18 protein-coding genes and 1 pseudogene are annotated in these 24810 nt (G+C 70.0%); 8 read left to right on the forward strand and 11 right to left on the reverse strand.

The features are described from left to right. Positions 1-120 precede the first annotated feature (120 nt). Positions 121-1200: a C40 family peptidase gene (locus AC067N_RS21665; protein ID WP_478680512.1), complete on the forward strand. Its 1080-nt coding sequence runs from the start codon at positions 121-123 to the stop codon at positions 1198-1200. Positions 1201-1406: 206 nt separating this feature from the next. On the opposite strand, the gene AC067N_RS21670 is transcribed toward AC067N_RS21665, so the two are convergent. Both AC067N_RS21670 and AC067N_RS21675 read right to left on the reverse strand, forming a co-directional pair. Beyond that, the gene (locus tag AC067N_RS21670; RefSeq protein WP_478680513.1) at positions 1407-2315 is read right to left on the reverse strand and encodes a LuxR C-terminal-related transcriptional regulator; all 909 of its coding nucleotides are present in this window, start codon (positions 2313-2315) and stop codon (positions 1407-1409) included. Beyond that, the gene (locus AC067N_RS21675) at positions 2312-3637 is read right to left on the reverse strand and encodes a PspC domain-containing protein (RefSeq protein ID WP_478680514.1); all 1326 of its coding nucleotides are present in this window, start codon (positions 3635-3637) and stop codon (positions 2312-2314) included. Before AC067N_RS21675 ends, AC067N_RS21670 begins: the two co-directional genes overlap by 4 nt. Positions 3638-3768: 131 nt before the next feature. Between AC067N_RS21675 and AC067N_RS21680 the strand changes: the two genes are divergently transcribed. From AC067N_RS21680 to AC067N_RS21700, 5 genes and pseudogenes are all read left to right on the forward strand, one after another. Continuing rightward, positions 3769-5358, forward strand: coding sequence for a PspC domain-containing protein (locus AC067N_RS21680; RefSeq protein ID WP_478680515.1), 1590 nt, complete (start codon positions 3769-3771; stop codon positions 5356-5358). A 778-nt stretch (positions 5359-6136) separates the two neighbouring features. Next, positions 6137-7684 (forward strand): recombinase family protein, encoded by a 1548-nt coding sequence (locus tag AC067N_RS21685; protein ID WP_478680516.1) that lies wholly within the window; start codon positions 6137-6139, stop codon positions 7682-7684. Between the two features lie 312 nt (positions 7685-7996). Beyond that, entirely contained in the window at positions 7997-8206 is a 210-nt protein-coding gene (locus tag AC067N_RS21690) for a hypothetical protein (protein WP_478680517.1), read from the forward strand. Further along, a pseudogene (locus AC067N_RS21695) lies at positions 8190-8699 on the forward strand (DUF6879 family protein); the annotation flags it as partial. The gene AC067N_RS21690 and the pseudogene AC067N_RS21695, both read left to right, overlap by 17 nt. A gap of 387 nt (positions 8700-9086) precedes the next feature. Further along, positions 9087-9680: a recombinase family protein gene (locus tag AC067N_RS21700; protein WP_478680518.1), complete on the forward strand. Its 594-nt coding sequence runs from the start codon at positions 9087-9089 to the stop codon at positions 9678-9680. Here AC067N_RS21700 and AC067N_RS21705 read toward each other — a convergent pair. The 3 genes from AC067N_RS21705 to AC067N_RS21715 form a co-directional block, all read right to left on the reverse strand. Further along, complete coding sequence (locus AC067N_RS21705; RefSeq protein ID WP_478680519.1) at positions 9677-10186, reverse strand: DoxX family membrane protein; 510 nt, start codon at positions 10184-10186, stop codon at positions 9677-9679. The genes AC067N_RS21700 and AC067N_RS21705 overlap by 4 nt on opposite strands. A 210-nt stretch (positions 10187-10396) precedes the next feature. Then, positions 10397-11677, reverse strand: a complete 1281-nt coding sequence (locus AC067N_RS21710) for a hypothetical protein (RefSeq protein WP_478680520.1) — start codon at positions 11675-11677, stop codon at positions 10397-10399. 405 nt (positions 11678-12082) lie between these two features. Then, complete coding sequence (locus tag AC067N_RS21715; RefSeq protein ID WP_055519575.1) at positions 12083-12877, reverse strand: class II aldolase/adducin family protein; 795 nt, start codon at positions 12875-12877, stop codon at positions 12083-12085. A 224-nt stretch (positions 12878-13101) separates the two neighbouring features. On the opposite strand from AC067N_RS21715, the gene AC067N_RS21720 reads away from it, so the two are divergent. Then, positions 13102-13584 carry a pyridoxamine 5'-phosphate oxidase family protein gene (locus AC067N_RS21720; protein ID WP_478680521.1) on the forward strand — a complete coding sequence of 161 codons (483 nt, stop codon included), beginning with the start codon at positions 13102-13104 and terminating at the stop codon, positions 13582-13584. Between the two features lie 22 nt (positions 13585-13606). On the opposite strand, the gene guaA is transcribed toward AC067N_RS21720, so the two are convergent. Then, positions 13607-15187 (reverse strand): glutamine-hydrolyzing GMP synthase, encoded by a 1581-nt coding sequence (guaA, locus tag AC067N_RS21725; protein ID WP_478680522.1) that lies wholly within the window; start codon positions 15185-15187, stop codon positions 13607-13609. 330 nt (positions 15188-15517) lie between these two features. Between guaA and AC067N_RS21730 the strand changes: the two genes are divergently transcribed. After that, positions 15518-15856 (forward strand): chorismate mutase, encoded by a 339-nt coding sequence (locus tag AC067N_RS21730; protein ID WP_478680523.1) that lies wholly within the window; start codon positions 15518-15520, stop codon positions 15854-15856. Positions 15857-16510: 654 nt separating this feature from the next. On the opposite strand, the gene AC067N_RS21735 is transcribed toward AC067N_RS21730, so the two are convergent. The 5 genes from AC067N_RS21735 to AC067N_RS21755 all read right to left on the reverse strand — a co-directional run bounded on the left by AC067N_RS21735 (position 16511) and on the right by AC067N_RS21755 (position 24677). Beyond that, positions 16511-17239 (reverse strand): hypothetical protein, encoded by a 729-nt coding sequence (locus AC067N_RS21735; RefSeq protein WP_478680524.1) that lies wholly within the window; start codon positions 17237-17239, stop codon positions 16511-16513. 262 nt (positions 17240-17501) lie between these two features. Beyond that, positions 17502-19337, reverse strand: coding sequence for a GMC oxidoreductase (locus AC067N_RS21740; RefSeq protein ID WP_478680525.1), 1836 nt, complete (start codon positions 19335-19337; stop codon positions 17502-17504). 86 nt (positions 19338-19423) lie between these two features. Next, positions 19424-21079, reverse strand: coding sequence for a succinic semialdehyde dehydrogenase (locus tag AC067N_RS21745; RefSeq protein ID WP_478680526.1), 1656 nt, complete (start codon positions 21077-21079; stop codon positions 19424-19426). A 184-nt stretch (positions 21080-21263) separates the two neighbouring features. After that, positions 21264-23045 carry a serine/threonine-protein kinase gene (locus AC067N_RS21750; RefSeq protein ID WP_478680527.1) on the reverse strand — a complete coding sequence of 594 codons (1782 nt, stop codon included), beginning with the start codon at positions 23043-23045 and terminating at the stop codon, positions 21264-21266. Between the two features lie 237 nt (positions 23046-23282). After that, the gene (locus AC067N_RS21755; RefSeq protein ID WP_478680528.1) at positions 23283-24677 is read right to left on the reverse strand and encodes a diacylglycerol/lipid kinase family protein; all 1395 of its coding nucleotides are present in this window, start codon (positions 24675-24677) and stop codon (positions 23283-23285) included. Positions 24678-24810: the final 133 nt, after the last annotated feature.

Raw genomic sequence — 24810 nt, forward strand, 5'->3', positions numbered from 1 at the left:
GGTCCGGCGGCGTCCCGCTCCCCCCTGTGCGGGCCGTCGCCGGACGCGAAACCGCTCCCCCAGGCGGTCTGTGCGCACCGACGTACGGACGGCGGTCGTACGAGAGGACATGGAGTCCACGTGGCAGCGCACCGCAAGCCCAGACAGCGCTCGCTCGGCGGCCCGACGGTCCGCACCGCCGCAACCCTCGCCCTCGCGGGCGCGGCGACCGCGACCGGTTTCGACGGCACCGGACACGCCGAACCCCACCTCACGCCCGAGCAGATCAAGGCGAAGGTGGACAAGCTGTACCAGGAGGCGGAGGTCGTCACCGACAAGTACAACGGCGCCAAGGAGAAGGCCGACCAGGCGCAGGAGAACCTGGAGGAACTGCGCGACCAAGCGGCCCGCCGCACCGACCGGCTCAACTCCGCCCGTGAAAAGCTGGGTTCACTGGCCACCGCGCAGTACCGGAGCGGCGGCTTCGACCCCTCGTGGCAGCTGGCGCTCTCCGGTGATCCGGACCGGTATCTCGACAACGCCGCCCTCGCCGAACGCGTCGGCAACCGGCAGGCGACGGATGTGGCCGGCGTACGGCAGCAGCTGCTGGAGATCGAACGCCTCCGCGGGGCCGCCCGGGTGGAACTCGGCACCCTCAGGACCAAGCAGCGCGAGGTCAAGCAGCACAAGAAGACGGTCGCCTCGAAGCTGACAGAGGCACGGAGGCTCCTCGACCGCCTCACGCCCGAGGACCGCACCCGTCTGAGCACCCCCGGCTCCGGCCCGGGCCGCGTGTCGCGCTCCTCCCTCTCGTCCCCGCGCACCGTCACGGGCCCGGTCTCACCGGCGTCCTCGGCTTCCAAAGCCCCCAATCACCGCGCCGCATCCGCCGTCTCCTACGCCTACTCCAAGCTCGGCAGCCCGTACGTCTGGGGCGCCACCGGCCCCAACGCCTTCGACTGCTCCGGCCTCACCCAGGCCGCCTACCGCTCCGCCGGTGTCTCCCTCCCTCGCACCACGTACACCCAGATCGGCGCCGGCCGCCGCGTCTCCCGCTCGGAGCTGCTCCCCGGCGACCTGGTCTTCTTCTACTCCGGGATCAGCCATGTGGGCATCTATGTGGGGAACGGGCAGATGATCCACGCCCCGAACCCCTCGGCCCCGGTACGCGTGGCCCCCCTCGACGAGATGCCGTTCGTCGGCGCCACGCGGGTGGCGTGAGCGAGGGCTGACAACCGGTGGCTCGGGTCGTGCCCCGGCCGGCGCTGGTCCACAGGAGGCAACGCCGCTCAGCTGTGCCACCGGGACCGTCGTAGGCGGGCCGGTGCCGGAAGGCCTGGCGGTACCGGGGGCCGTCTGGTGCCGGGAGGCGGGAGGGCTCGTCGGGACCGGCCGGGGCTGCGGCGCCGTCCGTGGTTGCTCGGCCCTCACACCAGCCGTCGTGCCGTCGCCCATCTCGTCAGCTCATGCCGGTTGGAGAGCTGCAACTTGCGGAGCACCGCGGAGACATGCGACTCCACGGTCTTCACCGAGATATAGAGCTGCTTGGCGATCTCCTTGTACGCATAGCCGCGGGCGATGAGACGCAGCACCTCGCGCTCACGCTGGGTGAGGCGGTCGAGGTCCTCGTCGACGGGCGGGGCGTCGGTGGAGGCGAAGGCGTCGAGGACGAAGCCGGCCAGCCGCGGGGAGAACACCGCGTCCCCGTCCTGGACCCGGAAGATGGAGTCGACGAGGTCGGTGCCGGTGATCGTCTTGGTGACATAGCCCCGCGCGCCGCCCCGGATCACCCCGATGACATCCTCGGCCGCGTCCGAGACCGACAGTGCGAGAAAACGAACCGGCTCTTCGGTGTCCGCCATCAACGCCGAGCAGCGACGCAGAACTTCCACCCCACCGCCGCCGGGGAGATGCACGTCGAGGAGCACCACCTCGGGACGGGTACTCGTGATCACCGAGACCGCCTGGTCGACGTCGGGCGCCTCCCCGACGACCTCGACCCCCGTACGCTCCGTCTGCCCGATCTCGGCCCGCACTCCCGTACGGAACATACGGTGATCGTCGACGAGCACGACCCGAACGTGGCGCCCGGGCCCGGACACCTCGGCCTCCGGCTCGGCCCCGGGCGCGGCGCCGGCGGAACTGCCGGAAGTGGAGGCGTCGGAGGCGTCGGAGACTCCGGCGTCGCCGAACGCCCCCTGCGCCGCGGCGCCGTCGGATTCGCCACCGGCGGGGCCAGGTCCCTGCACAGCCCGGTCGCCTCCCCGGCCCGCAGTAGGCTCGGTACCCGAACCGCTCGTCGCGGCAAGGTCGTTCGGCCCGTTCGCGTCACTCATGACGTCGTCTCCGCCCTCTCCATCTCCAACTCGACCTCCGTGCCGCCACCCGGTACGGCGCGCAGCCGTGCCGTACCCCCGTTGCGCTCCATGCGGCCGATGATCGATTCTCTGACGCCCATGCGGTCGGCGGGTATCGCGTCGAGATCGAAGCCGGGGCCTCTGTCACGGACGGACACGAAGACCGTCCTTCCCTCGACCTCGGCGAAGACCTGTACGGCGCCGCCCTCGCCACCGTACTTGGCGGCGTTCACCATCGCCTCGCGCGCGGCCTGCATCTGCGCGGTCAGTCCCTCGTCGAGGGGGCAGTCGCCGACGACGACCACCTCTATCGGCACACCGTGCTTGTCCTCGACCTCCGCCGCGTTGCGCCGCACGGCCTCGGCGAGGGTGTCGGGTTCGTCGGCCTCGTCCTTGCCGGTGCCCTCGGGCTTGTACAGCCAGTTGCGCAGGTCGCGCTCCTGGGCACGGGCCAGGCGGCGGACCTCGTTCGGGTTGTCCGCGTTGCGCTGTATCAGCGTCAGGGTGTGCAGCACCGAGTCGTGGACATGGGCCGCGACCTCCGCCCGTTCCTGGGCGCGGATGCGCATCAGGCGCTCCTCGGAGAGGTCCTGGGTCATCCTGACGAGGTAGGGGCCCGCCAGCAGCGCTATCCCCACCAGGACCGCGAGGGCGGCCTGCAGCACCGAGCCGAGGTGGGCGGCGGAGCCCTGGAGGACGAATATCCCGGAGACTCCGGCGGTGACGAGCAGGACTCCGGCCACGGAGCGGAGCAGGGTGAGGGTGCGCCGACGGCGGCCGACCTCGGCCCAGCGGGCACGCCGCGCATTGTCGGCCTGGCGCCAGACCAGGGCCACACCTGCGGCGACCAGCACCGTCGGCCAGAGATACGCTCTCGCACCGTCGCCCAGATTCACATTGCCGACGAAGACCATGGCCACCACGACCATGAGGAGAAGGGCGACGATCTGGCCCCGGTCCGGCCTGCGGGCCACCAGTCTGCGGCGGCCGTCGGGTGACGTCTCGGTGGTGATGGCCGACGGCCGCTGATTGTCGACCCCGCCGACGCCGAGCGGCACGAAGAACCAGAACGCCGCGTACACCAGCGCGCCCAGGCCGTCTGCCGTGAACAGGCCGACGAACACGAGCCGCACCCAGGTCACGGGCAGCCCGAGATGCCCTGCGAGCCCTCGCGCCACTCCACCGAGCCAGCGACCGTCGCTGCTGCGGTAGAGCTTGCGCGGAGGCCGCGGAGTGTCGATGGGCAGTGCTGCGGCTTCCGGCATGCCATCGATGTTCACACGCACGGCCGATCGGGGCATCAGGGTCGATCCCCGAGACGCCCCTGATCTTCGCCCGGCCCCGTGATCGAACACATCCCGGGGCGGATATCAGGGTTCGACCAGGGTCATCCCGACTGCCATCGAACCGGCACGGCGGTCACGATGGACGCATGACGGATCACCAGCACGCGGCATCGGAGTCGGGACCCGGCTCGGGACCCGGCTCCCAGCGGCCGGACACCCAGCCGCAGGACGCCGTGTCCTCACCGGGCACCGCCCAGGAGCCGCGCGCACGGGATGGCCGGGGCGCGGCGAAGGAGCCGCACACCGGCGCGAGCACGGGCACGCCCGCAGGCGCGGGCACGCCCGCGGCTGAAGCCGCCCACAGCGCTGGTGCGGCCGGCCCGGGCGAAGGTGGTCCGACGGACCGAGCCGCTCCCGGCGGCCCTGCCGCTCCGGCGGGACTAGGAGCTGCCGGCGATCCCGTCGGCGCCCCGGTCGCTCCCCAGGGGTTCCGGCGAGACCGGCGGTACAAGATGTTGGGCGGCGTCTGCGCCGGCCTGGGGCGACAGTGCGACATGGACCCGGTGATCTTCCGGATCGTGCTCGCGGTGCTCTCCGCGACCGGCGGTCTCGGCCTCGTCTTCTACGGCTTCGCCTGGCTGTTCGTGCCGTACGACGACGAGGAGGAGAACGAGGTACGGAAACTGCTCACCGGCCGCGTCGACGGTCAGGCCCTGGCAGCCATCCTCTTCGCGCTGGTCGGCTGTGGCGTGTTCCTCACCATGCTGGGCAACGGCACCGTCCTGACGTTCTCCGTGATCGTCTCCCTCCTCCTGGCCGGCGCGGGCTACTGGTCACGGCAGAGAGGCACCCCCGACCCCGACCCGTTGGCGGCCCAGGCCGTCGCGGACGCACCGCCGGAGGCCCAGGCGCCTCCCGTGGCCGTCTCCTACCCCTCTTGGTGGCGGGACCCGATAGTCAAGGACGGCACCCACGTGGGCAACACGGGTTACCTGTGGGGCCCCTGGGAGACCCAGGGGCGGGACATCGCCGCGGCGGTCAACATCGCCCGGGGCACTCCCTCCCACCAGGACATACGCACCGTCCGCGGCCCGAAGCAACGCGGGTCGCGCTGGATCGGCGGCTGGGTCTTCCTGCTCGCCCTGGTCGCCGGCGGCCTCGGCACCACCGCGACATGGGAGGACCGCACCCCGACCGCCGCCGTGGAGACGGGGCTTGCCTGCGCGCTGGTGGTGTTCGGACTGGGCATAGCGGTGAGCGCTTTCCTCGGCCGTACTGGAGCCGGGTCGATCTTCCTGGCCCTGGTCACCGCGGGCCTCCTCGCGTGCGCGGCGGCACTCCCGTCGACCATCACGACCGACTGGGCCCGCACGGAGTGGACGCCCAAGAAGGCCGCGGACGTGGCGGCAAGGTACGAGCTGGGGACAGGTGTGGGCACGTTGGATCTGACGCGGATGGACCTGGCGAAGGGCCAGACGTTGTCCACCAGTGTGGAAGTGGGCGCGGGCAAGGTGAAGGTCGTGGTCCCGCCGGACGTCACGGTGCGGGTCGATGTGCAGGTGGGCTTCGGTGACATTCAGCTGCCGGGTGAGGGCAAGGAGGACGTGGACGTGGCACCGGACAAGAGCGATCGTCTGACGCTGCCCCCGGTGGGGGGCTCGTCGGGCGGCGGCACGATCACCCTCGACCTGGAGGTCGGTCTGGGACAGGCGGAGGTGGCCCGTGCTGCGGCATGAGTTCCAGCCCGGCAAACTCGTCGGCGGCTTCTTCCTGACCGCCGCCGGGGTCATCTACCTCGGTGACGCGGGCGGTGCCTGGGAGACTCCCTGGTTCGTCGTCCTCCCCCTCACCTTCGGCGGCCTGTGCCTCGCGGGCGCCGTGGCTTTCGTCCACCACGCGCTGCGGGGCAACCGGGCGTCCGGGCGGACAGGAGGGGGAGGCCCGGCGGAAGCGGCTGAGCGGACGGACCCGCCGGGCGGTACACGGGCTGCGGGGGCCGCTGGGGCTGGGGCTGGGCCGGCTGGACGAATACCGGGAGACGGACGGGCCGCCGGTGGGGATGGCGGGGGTGGCTCGGGCGGGGTGTGACGGGGTGGGAACGATCGGCCGGGAAAGGGCGATCGCACCGCCTGCACCGCCCTTGCTCCGTCCATCCCGGCGCCTGCCTGCCGCGCAGCGCGGAGGCCACCCCGCCTCAACTCGCCCCGCCCGAACTCACCCCGCCCGAACTCACCTCGGCAGGCTCGCCGTCGGCTCGGCTTCGGCGCCACAGTCCGGGAGCCCCGCCAAGCCCGGGGCCCGGGGCAGCGCCCGGCGCGGGGTGACACGGTGGCTCCGTCGGGGGGCTGGGGCTGGTCGGGGGAGCGTCAGCGGTAGCTGTCGGCTCTGCGTCCGTTGCGCCGGGAGCGGAAGGCGGCGTCCACGGAGAGGACGGGGGCTCCGGCGAGGATCAGCGGGAGGCAGGCCATGAGATAGGGGAGGTCACTTGCGTATCGCTGTTATAGGTTGTGATCCGTGAAGCCTGTGCGGGTACTGATCGCCCTCAGGATCAGCAACGAGACCGATGCATCTACGTCGTTGGAGCGGCAGCTCCAGGACTGCACGGCCTACGTGAACGAGAGGCAGCACCTCGGCTGGCAGGTGGTAGGCGTGGCCAGAGACGCTCACATCTCCGCCACCAAGTCACACCCCTTCGAGAGACCGGAACTCGGAGAGTGGCTGAACAACCGAGCCCCAGAGTTCGACCTGTTGCTGTTCTGGAAGATGGACCGGTTCGTCCGCAAGGTCGTCGACATGCAGGACATGATCAAGTGGGCGTCCGCACATGGCGGCAAGGCCTTGGTTTCGGTCAAGGAACCCGTGCTCGACATGGTGGGCCCTTTCCGGCACGTCATCATCGACCTGTTCGCGGCTATCGCCGAGACCGAAGCGCAGAACATCTCCATGCGCGTCAAGTCGTTCCAGAGCTACGCCAAGTCGAAAAACGTATGGGCCAAGGGAAACCCGCCCTACGGCTACGAGTCATTCCGTGACACCGACGGCGCGATGAGGCTTCGGGTCCGGGAGAATCAAAAGCAAGTCATTCGAGAGATGTACAAGCGAGTAGTCGAGGACGGAGAGCCTTACTCGACCATCTGTGATGACTTCAACGCGAGAGGGGTTCCTTCTCCTGCGGGCGAGAGGATGTCGGAGCGCCGAAAGAAGAACGGCACATCCATGCCCGTATGGCGGAGTCGCACCATCACCAACATTCTGAGGTCGGAAACCATCCTTGGCTGGAAGTGCGAGGAGGTGAAGGTCCCCGGAAAGAAGTACGGGGTATCGCAGGCCATCCTCACATCCGAAGGGAAGATTCGGATGGCAGACCCCATTGTTACGGACGAAGAATGGGTGAAGCTCCAGCAGGAGATGAACGGGCGCCCCGGCGCCGCCCGCCGTTCCACAAAGAACACGACCGCCTATCGCGGAGTTGTCCTCTGCGGCGGCTGCGGAAGGAACCTGTACCTCTTCAACCCGGAAAGACAGCAAGGCAAGCCGGTGTACCGGTGCAACAAGTCAGCAAATCGGGAATCCTGCGGTAAGGGGTACGCCTTCCGGGCCGAGAAGGTGGAAGAGCTTGTCGAGACGATGATCCTCGGAACCATCGGGGACTTGCCCATGCATGAGCGCCATTACGTCAAAGGGTCGAACAATTCGCAGAGGCTTCAGGAGATCGAAGAGTACGTAACGGAACTCCAGAGATCCATCCGCCCCGGCGGCAAGAACTCATCGGGATTCGCGAAGAGAGCCACGGAAGAAGAGATTGCAGCCCTCTACGAGGAACACGATTCCCTGGCGGTCGAGGGAGACAAGCCGGACAGGTACGAGTACCGGGACACCGGGGAGACCTTCCGCCACATGTGGGAGAGGAACAAGGGAAATGAAGCCGAAAGGACACGTCACCTGCTGAAGGCAGGGATCACCATCCGGCTATACCCACTCACCAAGGGAGTCTCCAACACCACTGACTTCGGTGGAGAGGTGGACCTAGGGAACAGAAGTCAACCATTCACTATTCACTGACTCTGCGGGCATCCCCTTCGAAGGGGATGCCCACTAGCACCTGTGGTTTCTAGAGACTCGCTTCGCGGGGGCATACACAACCCCCCACATTAAATATGTACGTGTCCTTTACTGAAGTCCGGGACAGAGTTCACAAGAGTGAGAGCGAGGTCACACGGTGACCGACAGAGTCCCGAGAGCTTCCTCAGGAAGCCTCTCAAGATCCTTTATTCCGCAACCGGAATAGTTCAGAGTCGGCATGGACGAGGGACAACGGCCTGCGTAGCGTCGATCAGCGAAGGTTCCAACAAGGGCCGTAGACAAGGGGACACCATGGCACGTGAGGAACTGACCCGTCTCACCGGCAAGTTCGACGGGCCCAACTGCGATGACGACGACTGCCCGAACCTCTACCGCACGGCCAGCGGCTCCATCGTGGTCCAGGGAGACGTCTCCACGGCCTTCCAACCGCCGGAGGGCGAGGCTCTGGTGGAGATCCCCGAAGCAGTGCTCAGGGAGGCCGTACGTGCTCTTGGATGGTGATGAATGGCGCAGGACGTTCGACGCCTTCCAGCGCGAAGCCTGGCGGTTCGAGGCTCAGCCCACGTACACCATGCCCAAGGAGACCGAGAATGTTGCTCGGTTCCTTCGGGGTGAGCCCAAGCCCGCCGAGCACAACTCACGCTGGCATGAGCGCGTTCACGGCTACTTGGCCTCGGGCCGGTGCATAGGGCGAGTGCGGGTCGTACGGCAGCCATTGACGGACTATCAGCGATACCAGTTCGCTTGGGGTATCCCCGGCAACATCCAAGCTGGGGAGGATATCCGCGTCCTGGACGTCACGCACGATGACTACGGTCTGCCGCTCTCGGGAACCGACTGGTGGTTGTTCGACGAGACGCAAGTGGTACACCTCAACTTCCGGCCAGACGGGACGCAGATCAACCGTGAACTGTTCACGGGAGAAATCTCCCCCTATCTGGAATGGAAGCGCATAGCCCTGCCTCACTCCGTACCGTTCTCCGAGTACGTGAAGGATGACCGCCCTTTGATGACCCTGCGCGTCTCTCGCGACTCGGGGAAGACATGGGAGCAGGAACAAGTCGTATCCACGACGGATGACCTTCAGCCCCTTGTCACGCTCGCCTGGCCTCCCTGCCAGTGCACGAGGTGCACGAAGCGCGGCAAGCCCTGAAACTCGTACAGCGTCACAGGAACCTGCCCCTGCGGCCCCTGCGGCGAATGCCACCCTCCGTTACCCCCGCTCCCCGTCTCAAGGCTCACCGAAGAGCGTCTCAGAAACCTTGGTTTACGAGACGGCAGGCAGAGGAGCGCGCAGGACCCGTCCAGCACGTTCAAAACTCGTCTCAGAGCCCTCACCGAGCTCTTGATATTTTGAGACGAGTTGTGAGACGTTGGCGGCGTGACGACACCCACCACCCACCTCATCGGCTACGCCCGAGTCTCAACGGACGACCAGGAGGCACAGCTCCAGCGGGACGCCCTCACCGCAGCGGGATGTTCTCGGATCTTCGAGGACAAGGCATCCGGCAAGAACCTCGACCGCCCCGAGCTGAGCGCAGCACTCGACTACCTCAGAGAGGGGGATGTCCTTGTCGCCTGGAAGCTGGACAGGCTCGGGAGGTCCCTCATCGACCTTGTGGGCATCGTGGACGGCCTGAGGGAGCGCGGGATCGGCTTCAAAGTACTCACGGGGGCCCTCAGCGCCGTAGACACCACCTCTGCGGACGGTCGGCTCTTCTTCCAAATCATCGCCGCCATGGCAGAGTTCGAACGTTCTCTGATCAAGAACAGGACCAAGGCCGGACTAGAGGCAGCCAAGGCGCAGGGGCGCACCGGAGGACGCCCCACGGTCATCACCGATGATCTACTGACCGTCGCCAGGGCGAGGAAGAGCAAGGGCGAGAGCATCAGCGCCATCGCCAAGGATCTTGGAGTGTCCAGGGCGACGCTGTACAGACATCTGTCGGACTACCAGGCGGACGCTGGCCGTTAATGTCGTCGGCCCCTGATCAGGGCGTCCAGTGACCAGTACGGCGCTCCGGCCAGCACCAATGGCACCCAGCAAAACATGTACGGGAGATCGTTGCCGTAGTAGTACGGGCTGGAGGACCAACTGACCGTCAACCATAGGCTGAGGGAGATGAGGGCGCCGCCGAGGGCGGCCAGGCGGGCGAGGAGACCGAGCAGGGTGCCGATGCCAACGGCCAGTTCCCCGATGGCGATGGCGTAGCCGAAGCCGACGGGGTTCTTGAGGGCCATGTCGATCATCGCGGGGATGGCCGAGGCGTCGCGGGCGGCGCTCATCATGTCGCCGATCGATCCGGAGCCGGACTCGGCCATGAACGCGCTGTCGGTGAGCTTGTCCAGGCCGGCGTAGATGAAGGTGACGCCGAGGAAGACCCGTAGGGGCAGCAGCGCATAGCGGGTGGCTGTGTCCCGCCAGTCGTGGCGACTGTCGAGATAGGGGGTGTGGGAGTCCGTGCGAGTACCGTGAGTCATCAGTCTGCGCCGCCTCTTGTCCGCCGTGCCGTTGACCCCTCAACAGACGATACGTTCGCAGGGGCGGGGACGCTCAATAACGCGTCACTCTTTTTCCGACTTGGGCGTTCTCGTCCCGACACCGTCCCGCAGCCCCGCTCCCACTCCCCACCTCGACCCGCACTGGCCGCAGCGCCCTGGCCCGACCGGGCGAATGCGATGCGACGCCGGTCAGTCGGCTGAGACCTCGATGGCGTAGCGGTTCGTTTCGACGCCGGCTGCGGTGACGACCTGGACGTCCACCTTGCCCGGTTCGACGTCGGCGGGGACCGGCACGGTGAGCACCGCGTCGGTGGGGTTGCTGAAGCCGCCGGCGACGGGGACGAGGGGGACGTGGACGTGGACGGGGCCGATGCGGACGACCATGCGGGAGAGGTGGTCGGCCGTCTGGGCACCGGGCGGGACGAAGCCGGCGCCGCGGATCTCGATGTCGTCGCCGTTGCGGATGGGGGCGTCGAGGTCGCCGGCCTCACGGGCGCGGACGACGGAGAGGATGACGGGCCGGCCGCCCTCGGCGTACTTGCCGGCGACATAGGTGACCGCAGAGACGAGGACGAGGAGGGCGAGGCTCCAGGGAAGGTCGGGGAGCTGGTCGGGGCGGCGGGCCAGGCGTACCGCGGCGAAGATCAGGGCGACGGCGCAGATGGTCACGTACTGGATGTCGGTGAAGCTGCCTCGGCCGGAGTCGTCGGTGAGGAGGTCGGCGGCGCGGGGGCGGTGCGCGCGGACCTTCTGGATGCGCTGGCCGAGGACACGGAGGCCGACGACGCGTCGTACCAGGACGGCGATGGCGCAGACCACGGCGAGGACGGTCACGATGCCGGCGCCGCGGCCGAGTTCGAAGCCGGCGATGAGGGCGTCGCGTTCGCCGTGGTCGGAGGCGGCGGCCAGACGACCGACCAGGACGAGAACGCAGAAGACGACGAAGAGGACCCAGCTCGCGGCGATCGCGCGGGAGGTGGAGAGACGGTTGTCCTCGCCGATGACCGGGGCCAGGGCGCCGCCGCGCGCGCGGTGCAGATAGCCGGCGCCGGTGAGCGTCGTGGCCACGAGCAGAGCGGCGACGAGACCGGCCGAGCGCGCGGCCGTCCAGCCCACGCCGATCGCGGTGAGCGCCTGGACGAGAAGCAGGGCGACGGCCGCGGCCCAGACCACGATCGCCGTGCGCAGCCAGAGCCGGCCGAGCCAGGCCTCGCCCTCGACGCGGCCACGTTCGGCGACGACGGCGGCGGACTGGGTGAGTTCGTCGGAGACCCATTGGCGGGAGGCCGACGCCGAGTGGGCGACAGCGGCGGGCAGGCCCTGCCCCGAGGCGAACTCCTCGCGTTTCAGCAGGAACTCGGCGACCGCGCGCCGGTGTCCTGTGCGCGCGCCGTGCGGGCAGTCCCCGCACGTGCATCCGCCCTCATGGGCAGCCGAGCCCATGCCCCCTCTGGCTTCCTGCACCGCCACGCCCGAGCCCGCCTTCCCGCGCCGCGCACGCCTCTGCGTCCGCTGTCCTCGGCATTCGCCGTCACCGTCATCGACGGCGTCACCACTGTCACGGGGCGACGTCCGTACATCCGCTCACCACCACAGCCGTAAGGCCGGACACCCGCCCCGCGATGACAGCGAATTGTGCCGTACGGAATGCGGCCCGCGCCCGGCAGGGGCACTGAGCACAAGGAGAGCGCGGGGTGAAGTTCGGGGCGTCTTGTTGACCCGGCTGTGAGAGTCTCCCCGGACCGAGATCATCCAGCGGGACGGGACCGGGGCCGTTGAGGGGGGCGCGATCCGGACCACACCGGGGCTGCACCGTTCCATGGCGCTGCCACCCGCACACCGCGCCCGGTCCCGGGCCACCGCCGTTCCGGCGGCTCAGCTCAGCAGGTCCGGCTCGCTTCGGCTGATGTCCTGCCACAGCGGCTGGTAGTTGATCCAGGCCACCAGGTCCCCGCCCGCCTGTTCCCGCGTCGCGACGGCCAGCCGGTGGTCGACCAGTAGAGGGCGACCCGCGGCCTTCGCGGTGAGCTGGACCTGGGCGGAGCGTTCCATCGACAGGAACCACCACGCCGCCGCGTCGACCGAGTCGCCGACGGTCAGCAGGCCGTGGTTGCGCAGGACCAGGGCCTTGCGGCTCCCGAGCACCGCGGCGATCCGCCGCCCCTCGTCCGCGTCCACGGCGACGCCCGTGTAGTTGTCGTAGAGGGCGTGGTCCTCGTAGAACGCGCAGGACTCCTGGGTGATCGGCTCGATCAGCTCGCCGAGCGCGGCCAGGGCACGGCCGTGCACCGAATGGCAGTGGGCGACGGCGACGACGTCCGGGCGTGCGGCGTGGACCTGGGCGTGGACGGTGAAGGCGGCCTGGTTGACGTGGTAGCGGCCCTCGATGACCTGACCGTCCTGGTTGGCGAGGACCAGGTCACTCACGGTGACGTGCTTGAACGACATCCCGAACGGATTGACCCAGAAGCAGTCGCTGAACTCCGGATCGCGGGCGGTGATGTGCCCCGAGACGCCGTCCTCGAACCCCAGCCGTCCGAAGATCCGCAGGGCCCCGGCCAGCCGCTCCTTGCGGTGGCGCCGCTCGTCCTCCACCGACTCGTGCATCGGCGGCATGGCGAACCGCAGCTGGTCGGTGGGTAGGGGCAGGGGCGGTGTGGGCCCGTGCATGTGTCCTCCAGACTGACTTCCTTTACGAAGCGGAAGCTACCGTCGGTCGTCCCTACGGAACAGGTCCGTTCCCTGAAGAAAGTGCGCAACCGTTACGCAAGTCACAGAAGCGCACCAGCGTCCCGTCACCCAGGTATGAGCCGTCAGTCGCTCGGGGTAACCGGACAGTGGATGTCGGGTATCCGCGCGAGACTCGTCCCATGCCACGTCCTACACCACCTCTGGTGCCGCAGAACTCCACGAGCTGGGCGGCCTTCGCCGCCGCCGAACCCGATCTCGCGCGGACGGTGGAGGCGCGCTTCGGCGCCTTCACGCACCACGTCCTCGCCACCCTGCGCCGGGACGGCTCGCCCCGCACGACCGGTCTGGAGGTCAGGTTCGCCAACGGGGAGCTGTGGCTGGGGATGATGCCGGACTCCCTGAAGGCACTCGATCTGCGCCGCGATCCCCGGTTCGCGTTGCAGGCCAACCCGGGCCCGGGCACCGGGATGGGCGGCGGTGACGTGCGGATCAGCGGGCGGGCGGCCGAGGTCGACGATCCGGCCGTCAAGGCCGCGTACGGCGAAGAGGCGGAACCGCCGGAGCGGTTCCACCTCTTCCGCACCGAGCTGGCGGAGGTCGTACGGACCTATGTCGAGGACGACACGTATCTGGTCGTCCAGGTCTGGAAGCCCGGAGAGCCGGTGCGCACTCTCAAGCGGACCTGAGTCCCGTGACCCGGCGAGGGGGTCACTCCCACTCGATGGTGCCCGGCGGCTTGGACGTCACGTCCAGGACCACACGGTTCACGTCCCGCACCTCGTTGGTGATGCGCGTCGAGATCTTCGCCAGCACGTCGTAGGGCAGTCGCGACCAGTCGGCCGTCATGGCGTCCTCGGAGGAGACCGGGCGCAGCACGATGGGGTGGCCGTAGGTGCGGCCGTCGCCCTGGACGCCGACGCTGCGGACGTCCGCGAGGAGGACCACCGGGCACTGCCAGATGTCGCGGTCGAGGCCGGCCGCGGTCAGCTCCTCGCGGGCGATGGCGTCGGCCTCGCGGAGCAGGTCGAGGCGGTCCTTGGTGACCTCGCCGACGATCCGGATGCCGAGGCCGGGGCCGGGGAACGGCTGCCGCTGGACGATCTCCTCCGGCAGGCCGAGCTCCTGGCCGACCATGCGGACCTCGTCCTTGAAGAGCTTGCGGAGCGGCTCGATGAGCTGGAACTCCAGGTCCTCGGGGAGGCCGCCCACGTTGTGGTGGGACTTGATGTTGGCGGTGCCGGTGCCGCCGCCGGACTCGACGACGTCCGGGTACAGGGTGCCCTGGACGAGGAACTCCACCGCGGGCCCCTCGTCCGCGATGATCTCGGCCTGCGCCTGCTCGAAGACGCGGATGAACTCGCGGCCGATGATCTTCCGCTTCTCCTCGGGGTCGGAGACCCCGGCGAGCGCCTTGAGGAACCGCTCCTCCGCGTCGACGACCTTCAGCTGGACGCCGGTGGCCGCGACGAAGTCCTTCTCGACCTGCTCGGTCTCGCCCTTGCGCATCAGACCGTGGTCGACGTACACGCAGGTCAGCTGGGAGCCGATGGCCTTCTGCACGAGGGCCGCGGCGACCGCGGAGTCGACGCCTCCGGAGAGGCCGCAGATGGCGCGCTTGTCGCCGACCTGCTCGCGGATGGCGGCGACCTGCTCCTCGATCACGTTCCCGGTGGTCCAGGACGGGGTCAGCCCGGCGCCCCGGTACAGGAAGTGCTCCAGCACCTGCTGGCCGTGCGTGGAGTGCATGACCTCCGGGTGGTACTGGACGCCGTACAGCTTCTTCTCGTCGTTCTCGAAGGCGGCGACCGGTACGACGTCGGTGGAGGCGGTGACGGTGAAGCCCTCGGGTGCGGCGGAGCACGCGTCGCCGTGCGACATCCACACCGACTGCTCGTCGGGGGTGCCCTCGAAGAGGGTGGAGCCGCTCTTGGTGACATGGAGGGGCGTGCGACCGTACTCGCGGGCGCCCGTGTTGTCGACGGTGCCGCCCAGGGTCGTGGCCATCAGCTGGAAGCCGTAGCACATGCCGAAGACGGGGACACCGGACTCGAAGAGCTCGCGGTCGAGGCGGGGGGCGCCCTCGGCGTAGACCGAGGAGGGGCCGCCGGAGAGGATGATCGCCGCCGGGTTCCTGGCGAGCATCTCCGCGACCGGCATGGTGCTGGGCACGATCTCGCTGTAGACCCGGGCCTCGCGGACACGGCGGGCGATGAGCTGGGCGTACTGCGCGCCGAAGTCGACGACCAGGACGGTGTCGGGGGCGGCGGCAGCGGAGGTCGCTGATGACACGGGGTGCCTTCCGGCGGTCGGGCGGGGGTCTGTGTGGCCGAGTCTACCGGGGTGCGCTCCCGGGGTGCGGGCCACCGGGGTTCACCCCCGGACCCCCGGAACCGGCGGAACAGGCCCTGTCGGAACCCGTGGCATACTGGCGCCCATGTTCGCGCACTCGACCTTCGTCTTTACCTATGGCAACCGGCCCACCGGCTGCCATGGTCGTGCTGCTTGAGCTACTGACAAGCGACTTCCCCAGGCGCCCCGGGCCGACAAGGTCCGGGGCGCCTGGCGTTTTCCGGGGACTGTCGGGGCGGGGTGCGGGACCGGACACGAGGAGTTCCGAAGATGACCACCACCGCCGCGGAGAAGACCACCACCGAGAAGACCGCGATCACCCCGAAGTCCACGGTCGCCGAGAGGACCGGCGCTCGTACCGAGGAGGCCGCAGGCGTGATCAGCGGCGCGCGGGAGCGGATCGACGCGTTGGACGACCGGATCATCGGGCTGGTGCAGGAACGGATGGCGGTGTCGGCCGTGATCCAGAACGCCCGGATCGAGTCGGGCGGACGGCGCGTGAACCTCTCGCGGGAGATGGAGATCCTCGCCCACTACAGCGACGCCCTGGGCAAGCCCGGCACCGCACTCGCCATGACCCTCCTGGAGCTGTGCCGGGGCCGCATCTGACCTGTCGGCAGACGGCCCCTCTCGAAGCGCCCCGGGGGCACGTACGTACGCCTGCCCTCTCACCCGTACGGCGCGTGACCGCCGTACGACACGCTTCGTTGGTCCCGATGCCCGTGCCAGCCAGGTCCGGGTCCGAAAGAACCACGCGTGGCTCCGCTGGAGCGGTGAGGCGTACGGATCGTGCCGTGCGCCGTGGGACCTCGCTCCAGGGTGGTGACCGGACCGCAGGGGACAGCAGCCCGGTCACTCAAGAGAACGGTCGGCTCCGGGGACGCCCGGGGCCGACCGGCGGGATGGTCCGAGGGCGGCGAGACGGTTACGGAGGCCTTCAGCCGCCCGGCACGATGCAGGACCAGCCCGCACCCCAGATGCCGACACCGGGTACCGCACCCCGTGCGCGCGTCCGACATCCCTCCCCGCCAGCGACGCGACCCCCCGGCGCCGCTTCGAGGCACCGGCGCGGGCCTGACGTCGGCGCTGACGCCGAAGGGCCCCGCGGGACGGAAACCCGCGGGGCCCTTCGCCCTGCCACCGGCAGACGGGTTGCCACGCCGGAAGGATCGGCTTCGGTCTGCCGGGCTCGTCTCAGCCGGCCGCCTTCACCAGTCTCGGCCGGCCGCCTTCACCAGTCTCGGCCGGCCGCCTTCACCAGTCTCAGCCGGCCGCCTTCTCCAGCTTGGCGACCTGGGCCTCCAGCACCTCCGCCGGGACCTTCGCCTTGTCCGCGTCGAGCATGTTCATCGAGTAGAACCCGATGAGCGTGGACCCGCTGCGGACCACCGTGAAGGACATCGGGATCTTGGCGCCCTCGATGTCGCCCTTCATCTTGTACGCGACGGCCTCGTCGCCCTGCTCGGGAGCGGGGAGGACCTCGATGCCGGAGTACTTGTTGCCGACGTGCTCGTACTTCGTGCAGCTCTCGGTCGCCTTGCGCAGGTCGGCCATCACCTTCTCGGCGTCGCTCTGCTCGTGCGCGGCGAGGGCGAGGGAGATGACGCTGCCGGAGAGCTGGTCCTTCGGGGTGACCGTACGTCCGGCGCGGGCCTTGGCCTGCGGGTCCGAGGTGAAGAAGAACATGTTCGCGATGGGCTGGCAGGCGGCCGGCTTCGCGGGGACGGTCTCGGAAGGCATGTCCTCCGCGGGCATGTCGGCGATCGTGTAGCCCTTGACGTCGCCCTTCGTCAGGGCGGCCTTCTGCAGCTGGGCCTCGGTCAGGGCACCCTGCCCCGCCGCGTCCTTCGGCTTGCCGGCCGGTGCGGAGGAGCCCGCCGACGGCTTCTTCTCCGCGTCCTTGTCCTCGCCGCCGCCACCGCACGCCGCGGTGAGACCCAGCGTGGCCACGACCGAGACGGCCACCGTTGCCCGCGACATCTTCGACTTCATGTCCCCCACCCTTTACGCCTTGCGCTTCACATGTCTCACGAGAGCCCCATCGGGCCCATCGGACATGTATGTGACACCCGGCCCCGTGGATTCGTTGCGTCACTCCGGCCACATTCACATGTGACTCACATCACTCCGAAAACCGTGATGGGGAGGGCAACCCTTCGCCCGCCTCGCTTGTCACACCTGGCACACGAGAGAAGGACCCGCGCTCGGAGGGGGGTGCGGGTCCTTCTCCGCTTCAGTCAGCGGCCTTTCCTGTTCAGTCAGCGGCCTTTGCCGCTTCTTCGGCCACCTGCTTCTTCGGCGGCACCGCCGGCACCGGCATCAGCGGCAGCCGCAGCGCGCCGAAGGCGTCCGCCGGGACCACCGGGTTCACGGGCTCCACCGGGCTGAGACGTTCGTACGCCGCTCCGGGGGCGGGACGGCGGTCGGGCTCGCCCTTGTTCGGCCAGTACGACATCGCCCGCTCGGCCTGGGCCGTGATCGTCAGGGACGGGTTGACCCCCAGGTTGGCGGAGACCGCGGCGCCGTCGACGACCGAGATACCGGGGTGGCCGTACAGCCGGTGGTACGGGTCGATGACGCCCTCCTCGGGGGTGGCGCCGATGGCGCAGCCGCCGAGGAAGTGCGCGGTGAGCGGGGTGCCCATCAGCTCACCCACGTTGCTCCCGGCGAACCCGTTGATCTCGGCGGCGATCGTGGACGCGGCGGCCGAGGCGGCCTCGATCTGCTTGGGGTTGGGGGCGCCGTGGCCCTGCCGGGCGGTCAGCAGGCCCTTGCCCGGACCCTTCGCCTTCAGGTGCGTGGTGAGCGAGTTGTCCAGGGACTGCATCACCAGGCCGATGATGGTCCGCTCCGACCACCGGCGGTTGGACAGCGAACGGGCCACCAGCAGCGGGTGCTTGGCCGCGTGGGCCAGCCAGCCGAGTACGCGCGCCGTGCCCGAGGCCGTGCCGCCCGCGTACGGGACCTGGAGGATCGACAGACCACCCATCGCGTTGGAGCCCTTGCCGTAGCGGACCGGCTCGATGTGGGTGTTCTCGTCGGGGTGGATGGACGAGGTGATGGCCACGCCCCGGGTGAAGTCGACCTCGGGTGCCCCGTGGGCCCTGCGGTAGCGGCGGTTGTCGGTCTGGGCGCCGACCAGGGCCTCGGAGTTGGTGCGGGTCAGCATGCCCAGACGGTCGGAGACATGGGGCAGCCGGCCGTTCGCCTTCATACGGTGCAGCAGGGTCTGGGTGCCGTAGGTGCCGGCCGCGAGGACGACCCGGCGGGCCTTGAAGACACGGCCCTCGGCCCTGCCCTTGCCCCTGCCGGCCTTGCGGCGTGCGTCGGTCGGCAGGGTCGTCACGGCGTAGCCGCCCTGCGAGTCCTCGGTGAGGGCGACGACCGTCGTCATGGGGTGGACGACCGCGCCCGCCTTCTCGGCGAGGTGGAGGTAGTTCTCGTTGAGGGTGTTCTTCGCGCCGTGACGGCAGCCGGTCATGCACTCGCCGCACTCGGTGCAGGCGTTGCGGGCCGGACCCGCGCCGCCGAAGTACGGGTCCGGGACCTGTTCGCCGGGCGCGGCCTTGGCCTTGCCGTCGGCGTCCTCGCCGTCACCGAAGAAGACGCCGACCGGGGCCATGTGGAAGCTGTCGCCGACGCCCATCCGCTCGGCCGCGGCCTTCAGATGCACGTCGGACGGGGTCATCGTGGGGTTGAGCCGTACGCCGAGCATGCGGCGGGCCTGGTCGTAGTACGGCTTCAGCTCCTCCTGCCAGTCCGTGATGTCCTTCCACTGGGGGTCCTCGAAGAAGGGCTTCGGCGGTACGTACAGGGTGTTGGCGTAGTTGAGGGAACCGCCGCCCACACCGGCCCCGGCGAGCACCATGACGTTGCCGAGCAGGTGGATGCGCTGGATGCCGTAGAGCCCGAGTCCGGGTGCCCACAGGTAGTTCTTCAGGTCCCAGGAGTTCTTGGGGAGGGTGGCGCGGGTGAAGCGGCGGCCCGCTTCGAGGACGCCGACCCGGTAGCCCTTCTCGGTCAGGCGCAGGGCGGTGACGCTGCCGCCGAAGCCGGAGCCGACGACGATGACGTCGTAGTCGTATGACACGTGCTCTCCTCATCGAGAACGGTGCGGACCGCGAGGACGCCTGCGTACCGCGCCCCCGGAGGGGCGCGGACACGGCTGGTCACGGATCAGCGCAGCCGAAGCGCCTTCATGACCTTGAGGCTGGTGCTCATGAACTGCGCGTACTGCTCGTCGTCCATGCCGAAGGACGGGGCCATCGGGAGGATGCGCTGCTGGGCGACCGTCTGGGCCTCGGTGTACTTGAGGATGCCCTCGGAGCCGTGGCGGCGGCCGAGGCCCGAGTCCTTCATGCCGCCCATGGGGGACTGGACGCTGCCGTACGCGGAGGCGTAGCCCTCGTTGACGTTGACCGTGCCGGCGCGGAGGCGGGCGGCGACGGCGCGGCCGCGGCGGCCGTCCCTGGTCCAGACGGAGGCGTTGAGGCCGTACGCGGTGGCGTTGGCCTCGTCGATGGCCGCCTCCTCGTCCTTGAACCGGTAGACGGAGACGACGGGGCCGAACGTCTCCTCGTTGCAGACGGCCATGGGCTCCGCGACACCGTCGAGGATGGTCGGCTCGTAGAAGTAGGGGCCGATGTCGGGGCGGGCGACGCCGCCCGCGACGACCTTGGCGCCCTTGGCGACGGCCTCGTCCACGTGCCGGGTGACGGTCTCCAGCTGGCGGTCGCCGACGAGGGAGCCCATGTCGGCGCCGTAGGCGAGGGAGGTGCCGAGGCGCATCGCCTTGGTGCGGGCGGCGAAGCGCTCCAGGAAGGCGTCGGCTATGGACTCGTGGACGTACAGGCGCTCGATGGAGATGCAGAGTTGGCCCGCGGAGGAGAAGCAGGCGCGGACCGCTCCGGCGGCCGCCTTCTCGATGTCGGCGTCCTCCAGGACCAGCATGGCGTTCTTGCCGCCGAGTTCGAGGGAGACCCCGACGAGGCGGGCGGCGGCGCCCTGGGCGACCTCGCGGCCGGTGCGGGTGGAGCCGGTGAAGGAGACGTAGTCGGCGTGCTTGACGACCTCGGGGCCGATGACCGGGCCCTCGCCGAGGACGACCTGGAAGACCTCGGCGGGCAGACCGGCCTCGACGAGGAGGTCACGCGCCCACAGGGCGGTCAGGCAGGTCTCCGTGTCCGGCTTCATCACGACCGCGTTGCCCGCGGCGAAGGCGGGGATCGCGTCGCCGACGGACAGTTCGAGCGGGTAGTTCCAGGGGGCGATCTGGCCCACCACACCGCGCGGATGGCGGAGTTCGACGACCTTGGTGAGGGTCGGTACGGCGCCGGCGTGCCGCTTCGGCTTCAGGTACGCGGGGGCCTTGCGGCCGTAGTGGCGGGCCGCGACCGCGACGGCCTGGACCTCCTCGTGGGCGTGCAGACGGGCCTTGCCGGTCTCCAGCTGGATGAGGTCGAGGACCTCGGCCTGACGCTCCAGCACCAGGTCGTGGAACCGGAGCAGGACGGCGGCGCGTTCGCGTACGGGCACCTGCGCCCAGACGGCCTGCGCGGCGCGGGCCCGTACGTATGCCTTCTCCACGTCCTCGGGGGTGGACTCGGGCAGGTCGGCGAGCTTCTCGCCGGTGAACGGCGTGTGGTTGGCGGTCCGTCCGGAGCCGACCACGCCCTTGGTGAGCTGGGCGACCAGTTCGGGGGTGACCACGTCGGCGGCGGTGCGGGCGCCCGCCGGAGCGGGTGCGAGGGGGTTGGTGCCGGTCGTCCGTGCCGTGCCGGTCGTGCCCGTGGCGGTCGTGCCGGTCTTTTCGGGGGCCTGCGAGTCCGTCATGACGCGCAGGGTATTCCGGAGCGGACGACTTTGGGTACCCGGCGGTAACAGGCTTTCACCGGCCGCACACACCGTGCCAGTGATCAGTGGCATGAAGACGCTGATCAGCGCGTTGGATGCCCACGATGGCGACTTGGTCACACTCGCGCGGAACCCCGGCCTCACCTCGGCGGGAGTGCCGGCGTCACCCCGCGAGGATCTTCAGCCGCTCCCTCGCCCCCTTGAAGACGGCGGTGCCCTTCTTCTCGTCCGGGGTGCCCTTCGGCATGTCCACCCGCAGTTCGTACATGCGGCGGTCGTCGGTGCGGACGATCAGTTCCAGGACGCGGGTGGGCGTGCCGTCCGCGTAGTGGGCGGTGTCGGCGAGCACCGCCTCCTGCTCGTCGAAGCGGGTACTCGTGTACTGCGCGGTGGACTTGACGTCGCTCCCCACGATGTCCGAGGAGTCCTTGGCCTGCTTCATCGGCGACGTGGGCGCCTTGTCCCACTGGGTGAGGCGTATCCGGATGCCCTTCCCGCCGTCGTAGGTGACCGTGCGGGACCGGCCGTCCGCGCCGCGCTCCGCCCGGGTCCGCTCGTACGCGCCCGGCAGGGACAGGACGGCGTTCATCTCCTTCTCGCGGTGGGCGACCCAGCGGGTGCCGGCACCGGCGTCGGATGCGCCGCCGGACTCGGGCCTGCCCGTGAACGACCCGATGTGGGGCTCGGGGACCTCAAGGCGTTCGTTCCCGGTGCCGACCGTCGTCCCGGCCCAGACTCCCCCGCCGGCCAACAGGCCTGCGGCGAGGGCCCCGACGGCGACCAGCCGCCGGGGAGGCCGCCGGGTGGGCGCGGGTCGTCGTAAGCCGACGGTGGCCGTCGGGGTCACCGGCGGGGCTTCGGAGGCGGGCTCGGGAAGGACCGCCAGGGGGGCCTCGGGGGAGTTCTCGGGCTCGGCCGCGCGCCTGTGCCGGTCGTCGGACATGACGGCGGCGGGTGCGCCCTCCCCGCCCAGGGCCATCCCCCGCCGTTCGCCCGCGAGCCGCAACGTGCCCTCGTCCTCGCCCGACTGCCGCGGGTCCGACGGCAGCCCGGAGCCCGGCGTCCGTCCCTCCGCCACGTCCGCCAGGATCCTCGCGACCTCCCCGGCGGCCGGGCGGTCCGCCGGATCCTTGGCCAGCAGTCGTACGACCAGGGGTCCGAGGGGGCCCGCCCCCGCGGGTTCGGGAGGCTCGGCGGAGAGGATCGCGGCGAGCGTGGACTCGGGGGACGTACGGCGGAAGGGGGACGAGCCCTCGACGGCGGCGTACAGGAGGACACCGAGCGACCACAGGTCGGAGGGCGGGCCCGCGGCGCCGTGGCCGGACATGCGCTCGGGGGCGACGAACTCCAGCGAGCCCACGAACTCCCCTGTCACGGTGAGCGATTCCTCGCCCTGGACATGGGCGATGCCGAAGTCGGTGAGGACGATCCGGCCGCGCGGTCCGAGCAGGACGTTGGCCGGTTTGACGTCGCGGTGCACGATGCCGACGCCGTGCGCGGCGTGCAGCGCGCCGACGACGGCGAGGCCGATCCGGGCGGACTCGGCGGGGGTGAGGGCACCGCGCCGGAGCCGTTCCTGGAGGGACTCGCCGCGGACCCACTCCATGACGATCCAGGGGTGGCCGTCGTCGATCACGACGTCGTGGATGGTGACGGCGCAGGGGTGGTCGACGCGGGCGGCGGCGCGGGCCTCGCGGTGGAGGCGGTGGGCGGCCCGGCGGCGGCCCTCGTCGTCCGGGTCGTCGGGGTCGCCCGGCAGCCTGGGCTGCTTGACGGCGACCTCACGGCCCACCAGTTCATCGACGGCCTTCCACACGGTGCCCATGCCGCCCGAACCGATGCGCTCGGTGAGGCGGTAACGACCGCCGACCAGACGATCGTCGCACCGGGCGGCCCGACCGCCCAACGGGGTCGCGTAGTACGGATGTTCGCCGTCATCGCTCATGCGACATGAGTACCGCGCGCAAGCGCGACTTGTCGACGGACGGCCGGGACGCAGGGCGTGCCGGGTCAACCCTTAGAGCTCCGAACAAAAGTGGAGTCCGATCAGCTCGCGGCGTCTGGTGCGTGCGATCGCAAGGCGCCGGAAGCTCCTTGTAGCGGGGCTACCAGGGGCTTTCGGCAACGCGGCGAGCGTGCGTGCCAGACGCCGCGAGCCGGGCTCCACTCTTGTTCGGAGCTCCTAGCGCCGCCGGCGGTTCCACAGGTCCTCGGCCCAGCCGTACCGTTCGCGGTGCTTGGGCAGGGCCGTGCGGCCGACGGCCGCGGCGAGCTTGCGCAACCGGCGCCAGTCCAGGGGCGGTTTGGGCTCGGGGACGCCGGGCCGGTCGCGCGGCACCCGTACGCGCAGCGCCTTGGGCGAGATCCGGCAGTGGACCGGTGTGGGCAGGACGAGGGCCTCGCCGTCGACGCCGACCTCGATCTCCGGCCGGTCCGCCTCGACGACGATCTCCTCGGCGATGAGGAGGCTGAGGCCGGGCGCGTTCGGCCCGAGGACCAGGCTCGCGGCGTCGGCTGCGTTCTCGACCCGTACGCCGACCACGCCCAGCACCCCGGCGTCCAGCCGCTCACGGCGGCCGAGGCCGACCAGGTCGTCGCTGCGGTAGACGTTGTTGCTGACCAGCACGGCCTGGGGCGCGTCGATCACGGCGTCGCCGATCCGGGCGGTGAGCCGCGGACCGCGCTGGTGGGTGAGCAGTTCGGGCAGCAGTTCCAGCGTGGTGCGGACCTTGTCGTCGCGGTACGCCGGGCTCTGCACGACGGCCGCGTACGCGCCGAAGGAGGCGTTGTTCACGAAGGGATGGCCGCTGGCGTAGCCGAGGTCGACGTGGAGTTCGACGCCCTTGTCGGTGAGGGCGTCGAGGCAGGCGGCGGGGTTGTCGCGGTCGAGGCCGAGGTCCATGGCGAAGTGGTTGCGGGTGCCGGCGGAGACGACGAGGAGGGGCACGTCGTACGCCGCCGCGATCGCCGCCACCTGGGCCTGGGTGCCGTCCCCACCGGCGACGCCCAGCAGGTCGGCGCCCTCCCGGACCGCGTCGCGGGCCAGTACGGCGACGTCCTCGGGGTGGTCGGGATCGAGCAGATGGACCCGGGCGCCGAGCCGTTCGGCCCTCTCCTTCAGCCGGAAACGCTCGACCTTCCCGCCTCCCGACTTGGGGTTCATGATGAGGAAGGGCCGGGTCGGCGCGGGTGTGCGGTGCTCGGGCACGTCCACCCGGTGCGACTTGGTGCTGCTGAGCGCGAACTTCCCGGACCAGACGGCCACTCCCCACAGCGCGGCCGACACGACCACGACCCACAGCAGGTTGACGGCCGCGAACCACCAGATGACACCCACCGGCGAGGCCAGGGCCAGCGTGGCCGCCGCCACCCGGACGGCGCCCCGATGGGTCAGTACCCACCACAGCGCGGCCACCGTGACCCCGGCGCTCAGCAGCAGGCCCGCGACGAGCAGCAGGCTCGCCTCCCGCGCGTAGCCGATCGGCAGCAGGACGGCCAGTGCCGCGCAGCCGAGAGCGGCCCGTGCCGCCCATCGCTGTCGCGCATGAGCCCGCACATCCAGGTGTTCGATGCCCACGCCCGTCCGCCCTCCGCGCCGATCATGCACTTGACACGGCATGTTAGGGCCAGCGGGCGGGTCAGGGCGACGGCCTTCCGCTCATCGGCGGCAACGCCCTCCGACGCCGCGCCCCGCATACCCCTTTGGGGTC

The sequence above is a fragment of the Streptomyces sp. NPDC042364 genome, from assembly GCF_056437585.1.

Excerpts from the sequence above, each read along its gene's own strand:
- AC067N_RS21670 (WP_478680513.1), bottom strand. The coding sequence starts at position 2,315 with ATGAGTGACGCGAACGGGCCGAACGACCTTGCCGCGACGAGCGGTTCG.
- AC067N_RS21675 (WP_478680514.1), bottom strand. The coding sequence starts at position 3,637 with ATGCCCCGATCGGCCGTGCGTGTGAACATCGATGGCATGCCGGAAGCC.
- AC067N_RS21680 (WP_478680515.1), top strand. The coding sequence starts at position 3,769 with ATGACGGATCACCAGCACGCGGCATCGGAGTCGGGACCCGGCTCGGGA.
- AC067N_RS21690 (WP_478680517.1), top strand. The coding sequence starts at position 7,997 with ATGGCACGTGAGGAACTGACCCGTCTCACCGGCAAGTTCGACGGGCCC.
- AC067N_RS21705 (WP_478680519.1), bottom strand. The coding sequence starts at position 10,186 with ATGACTCACGGTACTCGCACGGACTCCCACACCCCCTATCTCGACAGT.
- AC067N_RS21715 (WP_055519575.1), bottom strand. The coding sequence starts at position 12,877 with ATGCACGGGCCCACACCGCCCCTGCCCCTACCCACCGACCAGCTGCGG.
- AC067N_RS21730 (WP_478680523.1), top strand. The coding sequence starts at position 15,518 with ATGACCACCACCGCCGCGGAGAAGACCACCACCGAGAAGACCGCGATC.
- AC067N_RS21735 (WP_478680524.1), bottom strand. The coding sequence starts at position 17,239 with ATGAAGTCGAAGATGTCGCGGGCAACGGTGGCCGTCTCGGTCGTGGCC.
- AC067N_RS21745 (WP_478680526.1), bottom strand. The coding sequence starts at position 21,079 with ATGACGGACTCGCAGGCCCCCGAAAAGACCGGCACGACCGCCACGGGC.
- AC067N_RS21750 (WP_478680527.1), bottom strand. The coding sequence starts at position 23,045 with ATGAGCGATGACGGCGAACATCCGTACTACGCGACCCCGTTGGGCGGT.